We start from the raw sequence: 20,578 nt of genomic DNA, 5'->3' as shown, positions 1-20,578 counted from the left end.
GCAAAGTGCGCCGGGAGGGCCACCCGACGGGCACCAAGGCGGTCTGGCGGGCCGGCCGATGCAGAACGGTTTCATCGAGAGCTGCAACGGGCGCATGCGGGACGAGTGTCTCAATCTTCACGAGTTCGCCACTGTCCCGCACCTGCGCGCGTCATCACCGCCTGGCCACAGCGGTCTGGACGGGACCCCCAACCGGCTGAATGTCTCACCTGAACTGGACCAAAAAAGGGGAGCACCGCACACGTGTGCCGCGCCCGTCATTGCAAATACAGGCCTTATGAGCAAACGTGGCACAGTTAGGCCACTTGCGTGGAGCAGCAGACGGCACCGTCCTCTTACAGCTTGGCGGCGGCGGTGCGGGCGAAGTAGGTGATCACGAGGTCGGCGCCGGCGCGGCGGATGGCGGTGAGGGTCTCCCACATGGTGCGCTCCTGGTCGAGCCAGCCGGCGCGCGCCGCCGCGAGGATTTGGGCGTACTCGCCCGAGACCTGGTAGGCGGCGAGCGGCACGGCAAACTTCGAGCGCGCGGCGTGGAGCACGTCGAGATAAGGCAGCGCGGGTTTGACCATGAGGATGTCGGCGCCCTCGGCCAGATCGAGCGCCATCTCGCGCAGCGCCTCGCGGCCATTGGCCGGATCCATCTGGTAGCCGGAGCGGTCGCCTTCCTGCGGCGCCGAGCCGGCGGCTTCGCGGAAGGGACCATAAAACGCCGAGCAAAATTTGGCGGCGTAGGACATGATGGGCAGCCCGATGAAGCCGGCGCCGTCAAGGCCGCGGCGGATGGCCTGCACGCGGCCATCCATCATGTCACTGGGCGCAATCAGGTCGCTGCCGGCTTCCGCTTGCGAAACCGCGGTTTTGGCGAGCAGCTCCAGCGTAGGGTCGTTAAGCACCTCGACGGAATGGCCACGCTTTCCGACGATGCCGCAATGGCCGTGCGCGGTGTACTCACACAGGCAGAGATCTGTAATCACCTGCAGAGCCGGCACGTGCTTTTTCAGCGCCCGTGTGGCTTGCTGGGCGATGCCGTCCTGAATCCAGGCGCCGCTGCCTTCGTTGTCCTTGTGCTCCGGAATACCGAACAGCAGAATTGCGGGCACGCCCGCGTCGGCCACCGCGCGCGCCTCCTCGGTCAGCTTATCGATTGAAAGATGGTACTGGCCGGGCAGGGAAGCGATTTCCTTGCGGACACCGCTGCCCGGCACCGCAAACAGCGGCTGCACCATGCAGTCGCGGCTCAGGCGGGTTTCGCGCACCAAGGTGCGCAGGCCCGGGTTTTGGCGAATGCGGCGGGGACGGTGGGTGGGGAACATGAGGAAGAAAAGCTTACAGTTTACAGCTTACAGCTTACAGTTGGCGGGCTCAGGGGGCGGGGAAGTGGTCGGAGACGAAGGCGCGAGCGGCGGCGGGGTCGGCGAGGACGCCTTCGAGTTGGGCGTCTTCGACGGTGTCGAGGATTTCCTTGAAGCGCGGGCCGGGGGGGTAGCCCATGGCGATCAGGTCCGCGCCGGTCAGCAGACGCGGTGGGCGCAGCTCGTCGGGCTTGAGGGCCGCTAGCTGCTGGCGCGCCAGGTTGTAGAGGCTGAGGTCGCCGTGGCTGGCCGAGCAATCCAGACGGAGCAGCGTCAAGTGATCGTGAAGCGCCGGGCGGCGGAGGAAGCGCTTGCGGGTGCTTTCGCGCATCCTGGGCAGCTCGATCCATTGCATGTGCTCGGCCACCAGCGCCACCACCTCGTCGCGATCGGCCTTCGACAAGCGCAGGCGCTGGCCGATAGCGGCGGCCATGGCGGCGCCGACGGAGGCGTGCCGGTCGAAGCGGATGCGGTCGGGGGCGCGGCGGAAGGTTTTTGGTTTGCCGACATCGTGGAGCAGCGCGCCGAGCGCCAGAGCCGGCGAGACCGGATGGGGCAGGGCTTCGAGGAGCAGCAGCGTGTGGATCCAAACATCGCCCTCGGGATGGAACTGGGGCGGCTGTTCGACGCCGTGCATGGCGGCCACTTCGGGCAGAATGTGGACGAGCAGGCCGGTCGCGTCGAGCAGCTCGAAGGCGCGGCGGGCGTGGCCTTCGGTCAGCATCTTCAGAATTTCATCGCGGATGCGCTCGGCGCTGATCTGGCCGATTTCTCCGGCATATTGCCGGATGGCCGCCAGTGTCGCAGGTTCGATGGTGAAACCGAGCCGCGCCGCAAAGCGCACCCCGCGCAGCATGCGCAGCCGGTCTTCCTGAAAGCGGCGCTCGGGTTCGCCAATGGCGCGGATGATGGCCGCGTCGAGGTCGGCGCGACCGCCAACATAATCAAGGATTGCGCCCGTGGCCGGATCGAGCAGCAGGCCATTGATGGTGAAATCACGCCGCAGGACGTCTTCGCGCGCGGTGGTGGCGTAGCGCACGCCTTCCGGATGCCGTCCATCGTGATAGCTCGCCTCGGTGCGGAAGGTGGCGACCTCGATGCTGGCCTCCGGCTCGTGCGCCAGCACCACGCCAAACTGCGCGCCGACCGCCGAGTGCCGGGGAAATAGCGCCATCACTTGGTCGGGCGAGGCGTCAGTGGCTACGTCGAAGTCCTGAGCTGCGCGCCCGAGCAGCCGGTCGCGCACCGCTCCGCCGGCGTAGAGCGCCTGAAATCCGGCTGCGCGCAACCGATCCGCAATCCGCCTGGCGGCTACTTCTGACATCGCTTCAGTCTAGATCGTGTCCGCGGCGGCTGAATCCGGGGATGTACCGGCTGGCGGGCGTGACGCGCAGCCGTTGCGGGTGGCGCTGGCCGTATTGCCAGCGCGCCAGCGTGGCTACCAGCACGATCAGAAAGCAGATTTCTACGAAGACTTTTTCGGCATCAAGCCAGTCTATCGACCGGTTGAGCATCTCGGGGTCGAGCAGCAGGCTGTGCAGGAAAAACAGCGCCGCCGCGCCGTAGGAGGCGAAGTGAAGCAGCTTCCAGCGGCGGCGGCCCAGTGTGACGCGGAAGTATGAGGTTAGAACCACTACGGCGACCAGATACAGGCTGACGGCGCCGATCAGATTGGCGTTTGGCTGCTGCGGGGCATGCGCGGGCCAGAGAATCTGGGTCCAGGTGAACGGCACTCGCTGCGAAACCAGCAGCGGGAGGGGATGCAGGGCAGCCGCGGCCAGGGCGACATAGCCGGTCCAATTATGGAGATCGAAAATATCTCCGCGCCAGTGCGGCCAGGAGCGCAGGGGATCGTAGCGCACCGAGATCAGCAGGCCGAGAAGGATATTGACGGTCAGCAGCGCAAGGGCGACCAGACCGGCATCGGCGGATAGCGCGATAGCGCTCATGGTCCGCCAAGTCTAGCACGGGCCTGCTATGCTTCTGGCATGGCTGCGACTGCTTCCGCGGAAAGCTGTCCGGTGTGCGGCGGCACGGGATGGAGGATGTTGCCCGGAGCTGCCGGGGCGCCCGCGCGCGCGACCCGATGCGACTGTCATTTTGCGCGGCGCGCCGCGGAGTTGCTGGCCGCGGCCAATATTCCGCCGCGTTATGAACATTGCACGCTGGATAATTTCCACACCGAGGGTTCGCGCGAGCTGTTCCTGGCGCACCAGACCGCAATTGCCTATGCACGTGATTTCCCTCCGGATACCAACCGCGGGCCGCGCGGCCTGCTGCTGTACGGCGGTGTGGGTGCGGGGAAAACCCACCTGGCGGTGGCGATTGCGGCCAAGCTGCTGGAGCGGGGGTTTGGCTGCCGCTTTGTGGATCACCGCGCCCTGCTGAAGCAGATTCAGGCCACCTTCGATCCCGCCAATCCGGCCACGGAGGCGGGCGTGGTGCAGCCGCTGCTCGAAGCCGAGGTGCTGGTGCTGGACGATCTGGGCGTCGGGCGCGCGACCGATTGGGCGCTGGAGACGCTGCACTATATCCTCAACCACCGCTACATGAATAACGGAGCCACGATTGTGACCACCAATCTGGAAGATCGCGAGCCGCGCTCGCGCCTGGCTGCCGCTGACAGCCCCGATCCTGGCTCGCTGCTCGATGCCGTCGGCGAGCGCCTGCGCTCGCGCCTCTATGAAATGTGCGTATTCGTGGCTCTCCACGGCAGCGATTTCCGGCGTACCTACGCCGCCCCCGTGGTTCGTTGAGCGGCTCGCGCCGCCCTGGCGCGGGGCTGCGCGTCCCAGGCCTTCCGCTGGCCGGCTCCCCCAGTCCCGCGTTGACAGTTGCCGAGGTTGGGGACTATCATAACTACTGCGCTCCGAAGCAGATCCGGCTCAATTCAGCAGGCGCCTTGGACGGCCACCGGCGGGCGTGATAGCCGTTGCCGTCCGTATTTCGCAACCTCATGGAAGACTTCGAACAGCTCCTCGAAACATTTGAACAGCAAAACCAGGCCAGTGAAGGCGAAGTGCTTAAGGGCACCGTCCTCAAGATCGACGGCGAAGACGTCGTCGTGGATATCGGACAGAAATCCGAAGGTGTGGTGCGGCTGCGCGAGTTCGTGGATGCCGAAGGCGTAGCGCAGGTCCATCCCGGCGACATCATCGATGTCGTCATCGAGCATGAGGGCGGCGAGCGCGGGCTGCGCCTGTCGCACGAGCGCGCCGCGCGGCTGCGGCTGTGGGACGAGCTGGAGCACGCCCACGAGCAGGCCACCATCATGCAGGGCCGCGTCGTCGAGCGCATCAAGGGCGGAGTGGCCTGCGATATCGGGGTGAAGGCGTTTTTGCCCGGTTCGCAACTGGATTTACGCCCCGTGCATAATCTGGACGTCTTTCTCGGCCAGGAAGTCCGCGTCCGCATCATCAAGCTGAACAAGAAGCGCGGCAATATTGTGGTCTCGCGCAAATCGGTGCTGCAGGATGAGCTCGACGCCCGGCGCACCCAAACCCTGGAAACGCTGGAAGAGGGCCAGGTCGTGACGGGTGTGGTCAAGAACGTCACCGAATACGGGGTGTTTGTGGATGTGGGCGGCATCGATGGTCTGCTGCACGTCAGCGACCTGTCCTGGGGCCGCGTCGCCCATCCCAGTGAAATGGTGCAGCCCAACGACGAGATCACCGTCAAGGTGCTCAAGTTCGACAAGGCGCGCATGCGCGTCTCGCTGGGCTTCAAGCAATTGCTGCCCGATCCCTGGGCGGACGCCAAGGAGCGCTATCCGGTGGGCGCGCGGGTGAAGGGCAAAGTCGTGAGCGTCACCGACTACGGTTGCTTTGTCGAGCTGGAACAAGGCATTGAGGGGCTGATCCATATCTCGGAAATGTCCTGGTCGAAGCGCACCAAGCACCCCTCGAAGATTGTGGAAATGGAGCAGCAGCTCGAGGCGGTAGTGCTGGACGTCAATCCGGGCGAGCGGCGGATGTCGCTCTCGCTGCGGCAGGCGCAGTCGAATCCCTGGGAAACGCTGGCTGATCGCTTTGCGCCGGGCAGCATTGTCGAGGGACGGGTCCGCAACTTGACCGACTTTGGCGCCTTCGTCGAAATCGAAGATGGCATTGACGGGCTGGTGCACATCAGCGACTTCTCCTGGACCAAGCGCATCCAGCACCCTTCGGAAGTGGTTAAGAAAGGCGATAAGGTCCGGGCCAAGATCCTGAGCATCGATGTGGACAACCGGCGCCTGTCGCTGGGCATACGCCAGCTTGAGCCCGATGCCTGGGAAAACTTCTTCGCCACCCGCCAGTTGGGCGAAGTGCTGCCTGGCAAGGTGCTGCGCCTGGCGCCATTCGGGGCATTTGTAGAGCTGGAGGGTGGCATTGAGGGCCTGTGCCACAACTCCGAGATTAACCAGGCGATTACCGATGGTGGGCCGCCCATCATCGGCCACGAATACGAGTTCAAGATCATCAAGCTCAGCCCGGGGGACAAGAAGATTGGCCTCAGTCTGCGCTCCGCGCTGCACGACTCCGAGCGCGACCTGATCGAGTCCTACCGCCATCAGCCGGGCAACACCGGGGCCACGATCGAAGAGCACGTTTCCCAGAAGCGTGCGGGCAACGAGTCCTCGTCCTAGGCGCATCCAAGCGGGGATGGCCTCCCATACAACCCGCGATCACGATGAGATTCGCTGCTGGGCGGAAGACCACGACGCCACTCCTTCGGTGGTGAGCCGCAGCGGCGGGATGCTGCGCTTCGAGTTTGCCGCCAACCTTCCGGGCGAGCTGGCCGACGTCTCCTGGGACGACTTCTTCGGGGTCTTCGACGAGCGCGGCCTCGAACTCGTCTATGATGACAAGCCCGGCAGCCGCTTCCACAAGCTCGTCTATCCGGAAACCGTGGAAGCCAGGCCGGCTACGCGCCGGCCGGCACGGGCGAAAATCCAGCCCATCCGCGCCCGCTCTGCCAGCAGCCGCACGGGCACGCAGGCGCGCTCGCCCAAGGCCAAGCCACGCGTGACGCGCACCGGAATGAAAACCCTCGCGCGCGGCAAGTCCACCTCGCGCCGCCGCCCGAAAGCCGCCTAGTTCATCGCTTCCGCCCCACGTAGCGCAGCGGTGGAACCGCGGATGGCGAAACATGGCCGTCACCGGCGCGGTTGGCAAGCAGCTCGAAGGCGTAGGCCATGCCGACCAGCTTGGCGTCATCCCGGGCGCGGCCGAGGAGCTCAATATCCACGGGATTGCCGAGGATGTCACGGCCGGCGGGAAACACCACGGTAGGTACGCCATTGGCGGCGCTGGGCGTGTCGCGGCGGCCAAAGCTGGGGCGCTCGCCCCCTCCGTCGTTGAGACTGATTTCGCTTAACAGACCGGGATAGACGACCGCATCAACGCCGCGATGATCGGCGCCGGCGGCGTTAAGCCAGGCCCGGACGCCGGCCTGACGCAGGTGGCGATACGCACGATGGGCGGCAATTTGCGCTGCACTCATGCGTGGCGGCTCCGGCTCGGCACACGCGGAGAGAGGGAGGCGGGAATAGGCGATCATTTTCTGCGAGCACTCCACCTGCACAAAGTTATGCAGCGGAAAGCCTTGCGCGAGCAGCTCGGGGTGGCGGTCAAGGTAGCGCATCCAACCCTCGGCTTCGAGATTGCCACCGGCAGTGTCGCGGGGGTGCGGCGGACGGTCGGGCCCGCCGACGGTGGCGCCCATGGGGACCAGGGTGGCGCCAGCGGCGGTGAAGAAGCGTAACGCCGCTTTCTCGGCGTCCAGGGTTTCATGAGTGCCGAACGGATCCCGCCAGGCCGAGGCGATGATGCCGATGCGCTTGCCGCGGAGGGCATTGGGGTCCAGCACGCTGCGCCAGTTGTGGGGCCGATGTTTATTCGCTTCGGCGGTAGCAGGATCATTCGCGTCGGTGCCGGTCACCACGTTGAGCATATCCGTCAGATCGGGGACGGAGCGGGCGAGCACGCCGCCGGTATCGGTCATCCAGACAAGCGGCATGATGCCCGAGCTGCTCTCCATGCCGTCGGTGGGCCGGAGCGTGACCAGACCGGCGGCGCTCGCGGGTGCGTAGAGCGAGTCGCCTGTCTGGGTGCCCAACGCGGCAGCGGCAAAGCTTGCGGCTACGGCGACGGCCGAGCCGCCGCTGGAGCCGAGCGCCGAGCGCGAGGGGCTGAATACATTCCAGACCTGTCCCCAGGCATCATTGGAATAGAAGCCGTTGGTGGCGTATTCCTCCATGGCGGCCTTGCCGATGATGACGGCTCCGGCAGAGCGCAGCCGTGCGACCTGAAAGGCATCGTGCGCGGGACGGAAGCCGGCGAAGGTCAGACTGCCGTTGGTGGTGGGCATGTCGAAGGTGTCGTAGAGATTTTTGATGGCGACGGGAATGCCCAGCAGGCGGCCCCGCCGGCCAGCGCGGCGCGCGACGTCAGTAGCCTTCGCCTGCGCTAGCGCGTTCCCGGCGACGATCTCGAAAGCATGAAAACCGAACTGACCGCGGTCGTAGGCGGCGATGCGGTTCAGGTACGCCTGGGTAATGGCCTGCGAGGTGGTCTCGCCCGACTCCATCGCGGCCTGCAACTGATCGATGGTCTTGCCTACGACGTTATAGGCGACGGAGGTGGTTGTGGGCAGGGGCGCAGGGGGCGGCGGCTGCGGCACACGGCGCGCTGCGGTGGCCGGGCAGGTGAGGGTGAAATTGGCCACCGAGCAAATCTCGGCGGGCGTGAGGCCGGCGAGATTGGGATGGGCGGCCAGTTGCCCAGCCATGGCTTCGGCACGTGCCTGGGCAGCGGCCGAGGTCTGGGCGTTGACGCGCGGACCCAGCACGACAAAGTGCAGCAGCGAGCGGCTCTGGTCCGCGGGGATGTGGAGCGTATTGACGAAGGCCGGGAAATTGCGCCGATAGCCACGGTAGCGGAGAGAGTCCCGGAAGGGATCGTTGAGCCAATCGCCGGCAAAGAAAAACCGGCCGGTAACGGTGATTTGCGTGCCTCCCACCAGCCGCGAGGCCTGTTTGGCGGCCGGGGTGGCATAGGCGATCCAGACGTCGTGCGGACTTACGCGCGTGCCACCGCTGGAGGTGCGCACGAGATAACTGGAATACGGTCCGGAGGCGCCAATACCGGTCTGGCCGCCGAAGGCGGCATCGAGCGTGAGCGGGCGCGCGGAGGTGTTGGTGAAGGTATCGAGCCAGCGTCCCCAGTTGGCCTGCCGGTTAATCCAGATGGAACGGGTGATGTTGGCAGGGCCCAAGGCCACGGCACGGGTGCTGACGGAGTGCTCATGGCCGTCGAACTGCAGGCCAAAGCCGCGCAGCATTTGGCCGTTGAAGCGGGGCGCAGGCGAGCTATCGATGCGTACCCGCAGCCCGCCGTAGCCGTTGATCGTGGTGGTGAAGGGAGCGCGCGCACCCTCGCCGGTCTGGGTGCCCCAGATGCTGCCGGTATCGACGCCGGGCGGCGCCGCATCCTGAATGCCCCAGAACGTGCCATTCGGGGCACCGACATAGCTGAAGGCGTGCGCCGCGCGCACCGCCACCAGCGCCATGGCCAGCATCGTCAAGCCCAGAGCGTAACGGAAGAGCGGTTTCATGCCATCCCAAGCCTCGCCGGGATGGTAGCACACCGAGCGGACTGCTGGGCATGGGGTCAGGCAGGCTCTGACTATCGTGTCTGGGCGGGCGCGACCAGTGCGGCTAGGGTCGGGAATTCGTCCAGCACTTGGCGGAGTCGAAGGGCATAGTGGTCCTCGATTTCGCTGCGTTCGGCGGCGGTGAGTGAGTTGTAGAGGTCCTTGGGGGATACGAAGACCTGGCCGCGGGCGATGGCTCCGCCGTAGGGCAGGTTGAAGATGCCGGCGCGTGCGTCCGTCGCACCGCTTAGGGAGCGCAGAAAAATGTTGGCGACTTCCTGTCGATTGTAGGGAGAGTTGAGCTTGGAGTCGATATCGGACTTGAGGTCCTCGAGTGCGGGGTGGAAGATCCGCTGGGCGAGGTGGATCTGGTGGAGCATGCTCTCTGGCGAGCTGGCGGGGGTTTCGAGAATCACGGGCGCGTCGGCAGGGATGAGCTTGGCGACGCGCCGGGCGGCTTCGACGCCCTGAATGCTGAGACAGCGATGCTCGCTGCCGGTGGTGATCTCGCTGAGGTGAACCTGAATTATACGATCACGGAACTGGCGGATCATAGCCTGAGCCACGAGCATTGTGGGATCAACTTTTTCCGCGTGGGCGAGGTCGAGGCATAGTTTGGCCTGCGGCAGTTGATCGAAGAGCGGCTGCATTTCTTCCGGCGTGCGGCCGGCAGATTTGCGTGTATCCAAGTTTTCAATCGCTAGCCGGGCCTGGAGCGGTTGCCAGCGCATGGGATTGGCGATGACATCAGGGTGAACGATGATCCATCTGATCTGATCGGGAATGTGGGAGAGTTCTTCGATTACGAGGGCTTCTTCGCTGGGATCGAGGCGGCTGGGCGCGTGGAGGGAGACGTAGGAGTAAGCGGATAGATCGAGGCTGGGGAGGGCGGCAAGGAGCGTGGGGAGCTCGCTGCGGCGGAGGGCGGACAGCTCGACGGTGCAGAGGTTGAGCGGCCGCAAGAGGTCGAGCGCGGTGCGGAAGTCGCCTTTGCTGATGGCTCCTGTGGAGAAGCCGATAGTGTTTTCAGAAGATGGCATAGCGAACCAGTTGCGAGCCGAGGTTTTTAGCAGCGAGCAGGTCCATCAGTGCATTTTCGAACGGGTGGCTTGCATCGCGTAAGTGGTTGAACAGCGGATCTGCTGCAGCTTGGCCTGGAGGAAGCTGCTCGAGCTCTTCGCGCTTATCGCGCAAGGCTAAAAGGAAAATCTCGTAGTTGGTGAAAATCGCCTCCCTTGTCGTGGGTGAGGCATCCTGATCGAGGCAGGCCTGGGCGATGATCTCAAGCGGTGGGGTGGTGGCGAGGTGGCGGAAGTGGTCGAGCGTTTCGCTTGCGTTAGGCTGCGGCTGGGTTTCGTACCAGCGCAGGCAGGAGTACAGGCCGGCGGTGTAGATCAGTTTGCGCGAGAAGCGGAGTTTCACGTTGCGCAGGACTGCTTTTTTTCCGGCCTGGTCGTGAAATTTGTCGGCGAAATCAACGCCGAGCGTTCGCCAATAGCGGATCAGATCGTTCAACAGAAATCTCGGCGTCAGTTTTTTTTGCGAAAACGAGCTCGGCTCAATGAGGTAGCGGCTCAGCAGCGCGTTTAGCACGCGGTCGTAGGCCTGCGTTGGAGGTTGGCCTAAGGCAACCGATTCGAGGAGGAGGAGCATACGCAGAGTGAGGTTGCGATTGCTGTCATCCTGGCCACCGATCAGGTGTACGAGCTGATGGCTAAAGACGAGGCCACCGAAGGTGCCGGTTGCGCCCGGCGCAAGGTGCTCGAGCTCACGCTGTGCTTTAAGCATGGCACTAAAATGGGCGGGGCTGACTTGCCCATCGACTAGCAGCACCCAATCGAGGTCACTGCCGCTGGACCATTCTTCGCGTGCTAGTGACCCGAAAGCAACGAGGGTCGAGTCGGGCGGCAGACTGAGCTTGTCAGATACCAGCTCGGTTAGGATGGTTTTTTCTGCGATGGAATCGGCATGTGCAGCGGCAATCGCTGGATAAAGCCCGGAGGGGCAAAGCTCATCGAGCGCAGAGCGATGGGGAGCGTCGGCCACAGGACATTTTACGGCAAGATCGGTGGCGAGGGTGACTGCCCTCGTTGCGTGGCCGAGGTGCATGAGGAAGAGCAGGGCAACTGGCGCGGTTTGCGAGCGTGCCGCCCCCGGCGATGGCGTCAGTCGACGATGGCGGCGAGCTGGCCGCTTTTTTGTTCCCACTCGGCGTAGAGGCGGGAGCGGTCGGCTTGGCGCTCCTGGTAGGCCTTCATGAGGGCGGCGGCGCGGGTGCCGTCGCGGAAGGTTTGCTCGCTGCCCATTTCTGATTCCATGCGCTGCACGTCGGCTTCGGCCTCGGCAATGGCCTTTTCCAGCGCGGCAATGGAATTGCGCAAGGCCTCCTGGCGCTGCGGGTTGACGCGCTTTACTTTCGGAGACTTGCCCGGGCTGGCCGAGGGCGTGCGTGCAGCCTCGCTGGTCCCTGGCCCCTGCCCCCTGGCCTCTGCGTTCGCCTGGTCCAGATGCCAACGGTATTGTTCGTAATCGCCGGGATAGATCTCCACGCCGCCACCCTGTTCGAAGGGCGTGACGTGGATGATCTTCGAGGCCAGGCCATCGATGAAAGCGCGGTCGTGAGAGACGAAAATTACCGTGCCGTTGTAGTTCTTGAGCGCCTCCAGCAAAACTTCTTTGGCCTGGAGGTCGAGGTGGTTGGTGGGTTCGTCGAGCAGTAAGCAATTCGAGGGCTGCAGCAACATGCGCGCCAGGGCGTAGCGGTTGCGCTCGCCGCCCGAGAGCACGCCGATGCGCTTAAAAACGTCGTCGCCGTGGAATAGAAAGCTGCCGAGCAAAGTGCGCAACTGCGGGACCATAAGCGCCGGGCTGATCGAGGTCAAATCATCCAGGATGCGGGCAGTGGGATCGAGGGCTTTGTACTGGTCCTGAGCGAAAAAGTCGAGCGTGACCTGGTGGCCTTCGACGCGCTCGCCCGCATCGGGCGACTCGACGCCGGCGAGCAGGCGCAGCAGGGTAGATTTGCCGGCGCCGTTCTGGCCGATGAGACCGATGCGGTCACCGCGCTCGAGCACCACGTCAAGCTTCTCGAACACGCGGGTGTCGCCGTAGGCTTTGGAAATCTGGCGCAGCTCGAGCACGCGGCGGCCGCTGGGCTTGGGCTGGGGAAAGGAGAAGTGAATGATTTCCTGCGCGGGCGGGATCTCGATTTCCGGCATGCGATCGAGTTCCTTGATGCGGCTCTGCACCTGCGCCGCCTTGGTCGCGGTATAGCGGAACTTGTTGATGAAGGCTTCGAGCTGCTCGCGGCGGTCTTTCTGGTTCTTGTAGGCGGCGCGGAGCTGCTCCAGGCGCTCATCGCGCTGCTTCAGGAAACTGGAGTAATTGCCGGTGTAGAGAGTGATCGTTTGCTGACCGAGTTCGATGACCTTCTCGACCACGGCATCGAGGAAGTAGCGGTCGTGGGAAACCAGCAGGCAGGTGTGCGGATAGTGATTGAGGTAATCCTCCAGCCAGTTGCGGGTTTCCAGATCCAGGTGGTTGGTCGGCTCGTCCAGCAGCAGGACTTGCGGTTCAGCGAGCAGCAGCTTGGCCAGCGCGATGCGCATTTGCCAGCCGCCGGAGAAGTCCTCACAGGGCCGAGCCATATCCGCAGGCGTAAATGCCAGGCCTTTGAGGATGGTGCCGATTTTGGCTTCCAGCGACGGCCCGCCGCCAAGCTGGAAGCGTTCCTGAAGGTCGGCGTAGCGTTCGAAGAGCGACAGATCGTCGGTGTGCTCGAGCTGGCCCTCGATTTCCAACAGCTCGCGCTCGACGGCCATCAGATCGGCAAATACCGAGCGGCATTCGTCGACCAGGGAGCGGCCGGCGGCGTGGAGACCGTCCTGCGGCAGGTAGCCGACGGTTTGATCGCGGTTCTGCACCACCTTGCCTTCGTCGAGCGAGTCCAGCCCGGTCAGGATGCGCATGAGCGTGGTTTTGCCACTGCCGTTCGGCCCCACCACGCCCGCGCGGGTACGGTCCGGAATCAGCAAATCCACGTTCTGAAAGAGGGTGCGCCCGCCAAAGTGCTTGGCCGCGCCAGAGAGTTGAATCATTGAAAAAAGTTAACAGTTAACAGTTAACAGTTTACAGTTTGCGGACGGAAGGTTTGGGGGCGCTCTGCGCGCGAGGGAGGCAAAGGCGGCGGCGGCGTGGGAGAGGCGGCCGTGGCGCGGGGCGACCAGGCGGAGCGGGCGCTCAACCTTGAACTGGCGAATCGACACTTCGCGCAGGGCGCCGGCGCGGAGTTCCTGCTCGACCGAAATGCGGGGTACGAAGGCGACGCCCAGGCCGCGGGCGACCAGGTGCTTGATGCTTTCGATGGTGGGCATCTCGACGGCGATGTTGAGCGGGACCTGGCCGCGGCGGAAGGTGCTGACGGTGAAGTCGCGGTACGGGGATTCGACGTTGTGGGCGATGAAGGACTCGGAGGCCAGGCGCTTTAGCGGCACCGGTTTTGCTGCCTGGGCCAGGGGATGGCGCGGATACACGATGAAGGCCAGGCGGTCATGGTAGACGACCTCGGCGCTGAGCTCGCGCAATTCCGGATCGTAGGCGATGACGCCCAGGTCGAGATTGCCGGCCAGCACTTCGGCGGGGATGGTGCGCGAAAGGCTGCGGCGGATTTCGACTTTGACCTCCGGCCAGCGGGCGCGATAGGCGGCGACGATGGGCAGCAGAAAAAACGCCGTGCTCTCGTTGGCACCGACGGTGACCTTGCCGCGATGCAGGCCGCGCAGTTCGCTCAGCTCGTGCTGCAGGCGGAGGCGCTCGCGCAGCATCTGCTCGGCGCGCTGGACGACCAGTTCTCCAGCCGGGGTGAGGCGGGCGCGGCGGCTGGCGCGATCAATGAGGATTTCGCCGCAATCGTGCTCCAGGCGCTGCACGGCCTGGGAAATCGCCGGCTGGGTGCGGTGCAGTTTTTCTGCGGCGCGCGAGAAGCTGCGCTCCCGGGCGACGGTGAGCAGGGTTTCGAGATCGGCAAGATCCATAATTAATGATTATACTATGACAATTATTATCCATTTGACTTAGACGTGTGTCGCCGGGAAACTCAAGGCATGGCGGAGCGGATCTGCATCTTTGACACGACCCTGCGCGATGGCGAGCAGGCGCCGGGCTTCAGTATGACGCCGCAGGAAAAGCTGGCGCTGGCACGGCAGCTTGCGGCCCTGGGGGTGGACGTGATCGAGGCCGGCTTTCCCATCGCCAGCGAGGGCGATTTTGCCGGCGTGGCGGCGGTAGCCGAAGCGTGCCGGACGGTGACGGTGGCGGCGCTGGCGCGGGCGCTGGAGGTCGATGTGCGGCGCGCGGCGGCGGCGCTCGCCGGGGCGGCGCGGCCGCGGTTGCATCTGTTTCTGGCGACCAGTGACATCCATCTGGAGCACAAGCTGCGCAAGACGCGGGCGGAGGTGCTGATGGCGACGACGGCAGCGGTGACACTGGCGCGGACGTTCACCGCCGACGTGGAATTTTCCCCCGAAGATGCAACGCGGAGCGACCGGGCATTTCTGGGCGCGGTGTGCGAAGCGGCGATTGCCGCGGGCGCGCGGACGATCAATATTCCCGACACGGTTGGCTACACGGTGCCGCAGGAGTTTGGCGCATTAATCACCTGGCTGCGGACGCAGGTGCGCGGCGGCGGCGATGTGGTCTGGAGCGCACACTGCCACGACGATCTGGGTCTGGCGGTGGCAAATTCGCTGGCGGCGGTCGCGGCGGGCGCGCGGCAGGTAGAATGTACGCTGAATGGCATTGGCGAGCGGGCGGGCAATACGGCGCTGGAGGAGTTCGTGATGGCGCTGTACGTGCGCGGCGACGCGCTGCCGTTTGCCACTGGGCTGCGGCTGGAACAATTGCATCCCAGCAGCGCACTACTGAGCCGGATCACCGGCATCGGCGTGCAGCCGAACAAGGCGATTGTGGGGGCCAACGCCTTTGCTCACGAAGCGGGCATTCATCAGGACGGGATGCTGAAGTCGCCGCTGACCTACGCCATCATGACGCCTTCCACGGTGGGCCGCGGCGGACATGAGCTGGTGTTGGGCAAACACAGTGGCCGGCACGCGCTGGGCGAGCGGTTGCGGCAGCTCGGCTATAGTCTGGATCGCGGACAGCTCAATGCGGCCTACGCGGAGTTTCTGGCGCTTGCCGATCGCGACAAGATTGTCTCTGACGCCGCGCTGCACGGCCTTCTCCGGCAAACATGCAAAGCATCGTGAAGTTGATCTGCCTGCCGGGCGATGGGATTGGACCGGAGGTCACGCGCGCCGCGCTGGCAGTGCTGGAGGCGGCGGGGCGGCGGTTTGATTTCACCATTGAGGCCGAGGAGGAGCTCATTGGCGGCGCGGCGCTGCGCGCTACCGGTGAGCCGTTGCCGGCGGCGACGCGCGCCGCGGTAACCCAAGCCAAGGCGGTGTTGCTGGGCGCGGTGGGTGATCCGGCATTCGATGGTGAACCGCCGGAGCGGAAACCGGAAACCGGCTTGCTCGCGCTGCGCAAGTTGCTGGGGTGCTGGGCAAATGTGCGGCCGGTGCGGCGTGTCGCGGGCGCGGGCACAACCCCGCTGCGCGAGGAGATCGCGGCGCGGACCGATCTGGTGGTGGTGCGCGAGCTGACCGGAGGCCTGTATTTTGGCGAGCCACGCGGGTTCGCGCCTGATCACACCGAGGCGCACAACACCATGCGCTATAGCGCCGGGGAGATCGAGCGGCTGGCGCGCTTTGCGTTCAAGCTGGCACGGGAGCGCAACGACCACCTGACCAGCGTGGACAAGGCCAACGTGCTCGAAGTCAGCCAGCTCTGGCGCTCGGTGTTCGTGCGGGTCGCGCGGGAGTTTCCGGATGTGCGGCTGGATCATCTCTACGTGGACAATGCGGCGATGCAACTCATGCTGCGACCGGGGAGTTTTGATGTGATCGCTACCGGCAATTTGTTTGGCGACATCCTGAGCGACGAAGCCGCAGTGCTGGCGGGATCGCTGGGCTTGCTGCCCTCCGCCTCGCTGGGCGGCGCGGTGGGGCTGTATGAGCCAGTGCATGGTTCGGCACCGGATCTGGCCGGAAAGGACCGGGCCAATCCGGCCGGCGCGATCCTGTCGGCGGCGATGATGCTGCGGCATTCGTTTCCGCACGAAGAGGCTGCCGCGGCCATCGAGTCCGCCGTCGATGCGGCGCTGCGGCGGGGGCCGCTGCCTGCGGATCTCGCGGTGTCGGGTGCGCCGGTGGCTTCCACCGCGGCGTTCACGGCCGCGGTTATTGCGGGTTTATGACCCTGGTCTTGCCGGCGCCTTCCGGCGGATAGGTGCCCACCATCTTGCCGGTGGCGTCAAAAATGGTCATGGTGGCGCCGGGGATGAGATTGGCCAGGCCGGCCTCGATCTGCTTCACATCGCCGACGACCACGATCACCAGGTGCTGGGGCTGGATCACATCCTTGGTTGCATTCAGGGCCTCGGCTGCAGTCACCGAACGCACGTTGTCGACATAGTTGGCCAGCCAGTCCGGTCCTACCCCGTAGAGGCCGGGCGTCAGCATGGCGTCGGCGAGCTCGCGCTGAGTTTGCAAACCGAGCACGAACGAACCGTTGAGGTAGTTTTTCGCCCGCGTCAGCTCCTGGGGGCTGACTGGCGCCGAGCGGAGCGCATTCAATTGCTGCAGAATCGCCTTCAGCGCCGGCGCGGTGACCGAGGTGCGCACCTGGGTCGAGATCATCCAGGCGCCGAGATCGCGGTAGGGAGCGTTGAAGCTGTAAATGCCGTAGGTGTAGCCTTTGGCTTCGCGCAGGTCAGCGATGAGGCGGGAGTTGAAGCTGCCGCCCAGCACCTCGTTGGCGACGTGAAAAGGGAAGTAGTCGGGCGAAGTGCGCGTCAAGCCGAGGTTGCCAAGCAGGATGGTAGATTGCGCCGAGCCGGGCCGCTCGACCAGATAAATGCGCGTGGTTTTGGGATTGGCGACGGGCGGCGCCGGTGGCGGCAGGGGCGCGCCCAGCCGCCAGCTCCCTCCGAAATATTGCTGCGCGAGATTGTGCGCGCGTGCTGCCTGCACATCGCCCACGATCACGATCTCGGCCTGGTTGTTCGGTAGAAAATAGTTCTGGTGAAACGACACCAGCGCCTGGCGGCTGATTTGCGCGATGGACTCGGGCGTGGGCGCGGTGATGGCGTAGGGATTATTACCGAACAGCAGCTTGTTGAATTGCACCGACGCCAGAAAGCCCGCATCGGCGCGGTTGGCCCGCAGCGTCTGCAGCATATTGGCTTTCTCGAGCGCGACTTCTGATTGCGGAAAGGTGGGGTGCAGCACCACGTCCGCCAGCAGCTCGAACAACTGATGGGCGCGGCTGCCGAGGGCGTAGGCGTTGACGTAAAGAAAATCCTGATCCGCACTGGCGCTTAAGTCGCCGCCCATGGCATCGAGCTGCTGCGCGATCTGGAGGGCGGTGCGCGTGGGTGTGCCCGCAGTGAGCAGGTCGGCTTCGGCGCTGGCCAGGCCGGCGTTGGACGGCGTCAGGCGTGAGGTGCCCGCCCGCAGCGCCAGATGCACGGTGATGAGCGGGAAGCGCTGGTCCTGCACCACGACGATGCGCAGGCCGTTGGGGAGCTGATCGACCTGACTCGTGGGCGGAGCGTAGGCCTTGGCGGGAGGAACCTGCGGCGGCTTCTCCATGAAGGTGGGCGCTTGCGCCGCCAGCGCCAAACCGAACAGTGCGAGCAGGAGTAGAAGGCGCCGGATCATTGCTGACCTCCCGGCGCAGCCGTTTTGGCGGCGGGCTTGCCTGGCAGGTCCACGATCAGATTCAGGCGGGCGCTGGTGAGATAGGTCTGCGCCACGCGCTCCAGATCGTTGGAATTAATATCCATGAACTTCGCCAGTTCGGTGTTGGCGTCGCCGGGGCGGCCGTCGAACAGCGTCGCCAGCGCCAGCAACTGATTGCGGCCGAGGGTGGTTTGCTGCACTCGAATCCAGTCGGAGGCGAATTTGGTCTGCAGCCGATGCAGGGTTTCCGTGGAGACGCCGGTGGCTTCGATCTGGTGAATCTGCTGCATCACCAGTCCTTCGATTTGCTGAGCGTTGGCGTTGGGCTTATAGACCACAAGGCCGGCAAATAGCCCCGGCGCCAGGTAATCGCGGTAGCTGCCCATGGGGAAGCCCAGGCCGCCATCCACTTGCAGCGCGACCTTGTGATCCTTTACCAGCGACTGATACAGGCGCGAACCCTGGCCCGAGAACAGGAGCTGGCCCAGCATTGTCAGCGCGTAGAAGTCGCGGGTGCCGCGCTCCGGACCGTGCCAGCTCATGGTCAGCGCCGGCAGCTTCGCCAGAGCGTCGTGGAGGGTTTGGCGGCGCGGCTGAGCTTGCTGCGGCTCTTTGGTGTTGACGGCCAGCGGCTTGCCGCGGTTGGGAATCCAGCCGAAGTACTTCTCCACCATGGGCTTGACCTGGGCGCTATCGAAGTCGCCCACAATCGTCAGAATGCAATTGCGCGGCGCGTAATAGTCATCGAAGAACTGCCGCACTTGTGCGAGCGTGGCGGCATTCAGGTCTTTGAACGAGCCGATGACTGGGTGCGCGTTCTGCCAGTTTGCGAAGGCCTGCTGCTGCAGGTCCACGTACATCAGGGGACCGTAGGGGGAGTTGTTGACGCGCAGGCGCTTTTCCTCTTCGACCACCTTGATCTGGTTCTGCATTGCGGCCTGGGTGACATCGAGCGCCGAGAGCCGGTCGGCGTCAAGCCACATCACGGTTTCGAGTACATTGCTGGGCACGCTCTCGAAATAAAAGGTGTAGTCCTCGTGCGTCGACGCATTGTCCGTGCCGCCGTAGCCTTCGACCAGGTGATCGAACATGCCTTTAGGCGCGTGCGCCGAACCCTCGAACATCAGGTGCTCGAACAGATGGGCAAAGCCCGACTGCCCCCTGGGCTCATTGCGTCCGCCAACGGCGAACAGCATGCTCTCGGTCACCACCGGCAGAGTGTGGTCTTCGGACAGGATCACCCGCATGCCATTGTTCAGCTTGAACTCGCTGAACGGAATTGGGGGCACCGACACGGCCTGTGCCGCCAAGCTCGCCGCCAAGCCGAAAGACGCAAGGAGAGTAACTGCGACGAATTGAAACCGCATGCTGAATTGAGCATGCCAGAATAAGAGGCATGGCGCCACCGGTCGATCCGGAATTCGCGGCGTGGCTGCTGGCTCAACGCTGGTATGGGGCGAAAGATACGCTCGTTGCGGCCGTCGAGTTGGGGGATCGCATTCCGGAATTGGCGCTCGTGGATATAACGCCCGCGGGCCATCCCGCGGTACGCTATGCGCTGCCCGAGTATGATGGCGGATCGGGACTGGCAGAGGCGGCGCGCGAGCACTGGTTCCATTTGCTGGAGGAAGGCGCGCGCATTGCCGGTGCGCAGGGCCGATTCGATTTTGAAGCGCTGATGCCGCTAGGGGTGTTTGTTTCCAGCCGGCTTTCGCGCGCGGAGCAAAGCAATACTTCGATCCTCTACACCGGCGCCGCGAACGAGCCGCGCTGGATTCTGAAATTGTTCCGGCGCGTGCAGGTAGGCGAGAATCCCGATTTCGAAATTCCCCGGGCGCTCGCCGCGCACACCGGTTTCAGCAACGTGCCCGCAGCCGCCGGCCGCATAACCTATCGTAGTTGGGGCGGCGAGGTGGCAACTCTGGCGGTGTTGCAAAACTTCATTCCCAACCACGGCGATGGCTGGGAATACGCGATCGAACGGCTGCGCACGGGCGAGAACCCGGAGGCGCTGCTCGCCGATCTGGAACTATTGGGCCGGCGCACCGCCGAGCTGCATGCCGCCCTTGCCTCGATTGCCGCCGAGGCGGACTTCACGCCGGAACCAATTAGCACGGCGGATCTCGAGCGCTGGCGCGAGCGCGCACTCGTCGGAGCGGCGGCGGCCGCGCCGGAGGATGCGGCGTTGCTGCGCCACTGGTGTGCCCGGATGGGAGCCGGGGAGACGGGCCTGGAGGGCCTCCTGGGCTGCCAGACAATACGCATCCACGGCGATTATCACCTCGGGCAGGTCCTGAAGACGGCGGGCGATTTCTACCTGTTCGATTTTGAAGGCGAGCCGGCACGGCCGCTGGCGGAGCGGCGGCGCAAGGGGACGGTGATGCAGGACGTGGCGGGGATGCTGCGCTCGTTCGGCTATGCGGCGCACGCCGCGGCGCGGCCGGACTGGGAAGGGCCAGCACGGGAGGCGTTCTTAGGCGGATACCGCAGCGCCCTGGCCCTGGCGCCGGTGCGGCTGGTGCCGGAGGATGACGCGGCGTTTACGCGCGCCTGTTCATTTTTCGAGTGCGAAAAAGCCGTGTACGAACTGGCCTACGAGCGGAACTGCCGGCCGGATTGGGCCGGCATACCGCTCGCAGCCTTGCGGAAGCTACTGGTTTCCTAGCTATTTCCCGGTGAGCGCGAAGCTGCCGGGCAGCCTCTCTTAAACGCGGGCACCCGGCAGAGCTTCGCTCAGCCGCCCGCTATGGCCGGGCCGGGGGCCCATTTGCCCCAGCCCGGCTGCCACTTTCTTAG

Annotated in this window: 17 protein-coding genes; 7 read left to right on the top strand and 10 right to left on the bottom strand. The window is 64.8% G+C overall.

Annotated elements, in window-relative coordinates; translation table 11 throughout:
• Nucleotides 1-58 precede the first annotated feature (58 nt).
• Nucleotides 59-373: a hypothetical protein gene (locus EPN33_13515; protein TAN20802.1), complete on the top strand. Its 315-nt coding sequence runs from the start codon at nucleotides 59-61 to the stop codon at nucleotides 371-373.
• Here EPN33_13515 and hemB read toward each other — a convergent pair.
• From hemB to EPN33_13500, 3 genes are read right to left on the bottom strand one after another with little or no spacing between them, the layout of a single operon-like run.
• Nucleotides 336-1,313 carry a porphobilinogen synthase gene (gene hemB, locus EPN33_13510; GenBank protein TAN20801.1) on the bottom strand — a complete coding sequence of 326 codons (978 nt, stop codon included), beginning with the start codon at nucleotides 1,311-1,313 and terminating at the stop codon, nucleotides 336-338. The genes EPN33_13515 and hemB overlap by 38 nt on opposite strands.
• Before the next feature lie 49 nt (nucleotides 1,314-1,362).
• On the bottom strand, nucleotides 1,363-2,676 hold the full coding sequence (locus tag EPN33_13505; protein ID TAN20800.1) for a CCA tRNA nucleotidyltransferase: 1,314 nt from the start codon (nucleotides 2,674-2,676) through the stop codon (nucleotides 1,363-1,365).
• Nucleotides 2,677-2,680: 4 nt separating this feature from the next.
• Nucleotides 2,681-3,301 carry a hypothetical protein gene (locus tag EPN33_13500; GenBank protein TAN20799.1) on the bottom strand — a complete coding sequence of 207 codons (621 nt, stop codon included), beginning with the start codon at nucleotides 3,299-3,301 and terminating at the stop codon, nucleotides 2,681-2,683.
• Nucleotides 3,302-3,340: 39 nt separating this feature from the next.
• Here EPN33_13500 and EPN33_13495 point away from each other — a divergent pair, with 39 nt between their 5' ends.
• The 3 genes from EPN33_13495 (at nucleotide 3,341) to EPN33_13485 (ending at nucleotide 6,427) form a co-directional block, all read left to right on the top strand.
• A complete protein-coding gene (locus EPN33_13495; protein TAN20798.1) occupies nucleotides 3,341-4,108 on the top strand; it encodes a DNA replication protein DnaC in 768 nt (255 codons plus the stop codon).
• A gap of 176 nt (nucleotides 4,109-4,284) precedes the next feature.
• The gene (locus EPN33_13490) at nucleotides 4,285-5,976 is read left to right on the top strand and encodes a 30S ribosomal protein S1 (GenBank protein TAN20797.1); all 1,692 of its coding nucleotides are present in this window, start codon (nucleotides 4,285-4,287) and stop codon (nucleotides 5,974-5,976) included.
• 16 nt (nucleotides 5,977-5,992) lie between these two features.
• Complete coding sequence (locus tag EPN33_13485; protein ID TAN20796.1) at nucleotides 5,993-6,427, top strand: hypothetical protein; 435 nt, start codon at nucleotides 5,993-5,995, stop codon at nucleotides 6,425-6,427.
• A 1-nt stretch (nucleotide 6,428) separates the two neighbouring features.
• On the opposite strand, the gene EPN33_13480 is transcribed toward EPN33_13485, so the two are convergent.
• The 5 genes from EPN33_13480 to EPN33_13460 all read right to left on the bottom strand — a co-directional run bounded on the left by EPN33_13480 (nucleotide 6,429) and on the right by EPN33_13460 (nucleotide 14,017).
• Nucleotides 6,429-8,945: an amidase gene (locus tag EPN33_13480; GenBank protein ID TAN20795.1), complete on the bottom strand. Its 2,517-nt coding sequence runs from the start codon at nucleotides 8,943-8,945 to the stop codon at nucleotides 6,429-6,431.
• Nucleotides 8,946-9,731: 786 nt separating this feature from the next.
• Nucleotides 9,732-9,929, bottom strand: coding sequence for a hypothetical protein (locus EPN33_13475; protein ID TAN20962.1), 198 nt, complete (start codon nucleotides 9,927-9,929; stop codon nucleotides 9,732-9,734).
• An 81-nt stretch (nucleotides 9,930-10,010) separates the two neighbouring features.
• Nucleotides 10,011-11,093 (bottom strand): hypothetical protein, encoded by a 1,083-nt coding sequence (locus EPN33_13470; protein ID TAN20794.1) that lies wholly within the window; start codon nucleotides 11,091-11,093, stop codon nucleotides 10,011-10,013.
• 56 nt (nucleotides 11,094-11,149) lie between these two features.
• Nucleotides 11,150-13,081, bottom strand: a complete 1,932-nt coding sequence (locus EPN33_13465; protein TAN20793.1) for an ABC transporter ATP-binding protein — start codon at nucleotides 13,079-13,081, stop codon at nucleotides 11,150-11,152.
• A gap of 9 nt (nucleotides 13,082-13,090) precedes the next feature.
• Nucleotides 13,091-14,017, bottom strand: a complete 927-nt coding sequence (locus EPN33_13460) for a LysR family transcriptional regulator (protein TAN20792.1) — start codon at nucleotides 14,015-14,017, stop codon at nucleotides 13,091-13,093.
• Between the two features lie 69 nt (nucleotides 14,018-14,086).
• Between EPN33_13460 and EPN33_13455 the strand changes: the two genes are divergently transcribed.
• On the top strand, nucleotides 14,087-15,247 hold the full coding sequence (locus tag EPN33_13455; GenBank protein ID TAN20791.1) for a 2-isopropylmalate synthase: 1,161 nt from the start codon (nucleotides 14,087-14,089) through the stop codon (nucleotides 15,245-15,247).
• A complete protein-coding gene (gene leuB / locus EPN33_13450) occupies nucleotides 15,232-16,296 on the top strand; it encodes a 3-isopropylmalate dehydrogenase (GenBank protein ID TAN20790.1) in 1,065 nt (354 codons plus the stop codon). The genes EPN33_13455 and leuB overlap by 16 nt, the downstream gene beginning before the upstream one ends.
• On the opposite strand, the gene EPN33_13445 is transcribed toward leuB, so the two are convergent.
• The gene (locus EPN33_13445) at nucleotides 16,280-17,761 is read right to left on the bottom strand and encodes an insulinase family protein (GenBank protein ID TAN20789.1); all 1,482 of its coding nucleotides are present in this window, start codon (nucleotides 17,759-17,761) and stop codon (nucleotides 16,280-16,282) included. The genes leuB and EPN33_13445 overlap by 17 nt on opposite strands.
• On the bottom strand, nucleotides 17,758-19,149 hold the full coding sequence (locus EPN33_13440) for an insulinase family protein (GenBank protein TAN20788.1): 1,392 nt from the start codon (nucleotides 19,147-19,149) through the stop codon (nucleotides 17,758-17,760). The genes EPN33_13445 and EPN33_13440 overlap by 4 nt, the downstream gene beginning before the upstream one ends.
• A 29-nt stretch (nucleotides 19,150-19,178) precedes the next feature.
• On the opposite strand from EPN33_13440, the gene EPN33_13435 reads away from it, so the two are divergent.
• A complete protein-coding gene (locus EPN33_13435; GenBank protein ID TAN20787.1) occupies nucleotides 19,179-20,447 on the top strand; it encodes a hypothetical protein in 1,269 nt (422 codons plus the stop codon).
• The last annotated feature ends 131 nt before the right edge of the window (nucleotides 20,448-20,578 follow it).

Source organism: Acidobacteriota bacterium, from assembly GCA_004299485.1.
Classification (GTDB): Bacteria; Acidobacteriota; Terriglobia; order Terriglobales; family SCQP01; genus SCQP01.
This window is presented reverse-complemented; position numbering and strand designations above follow the sequence as displayed.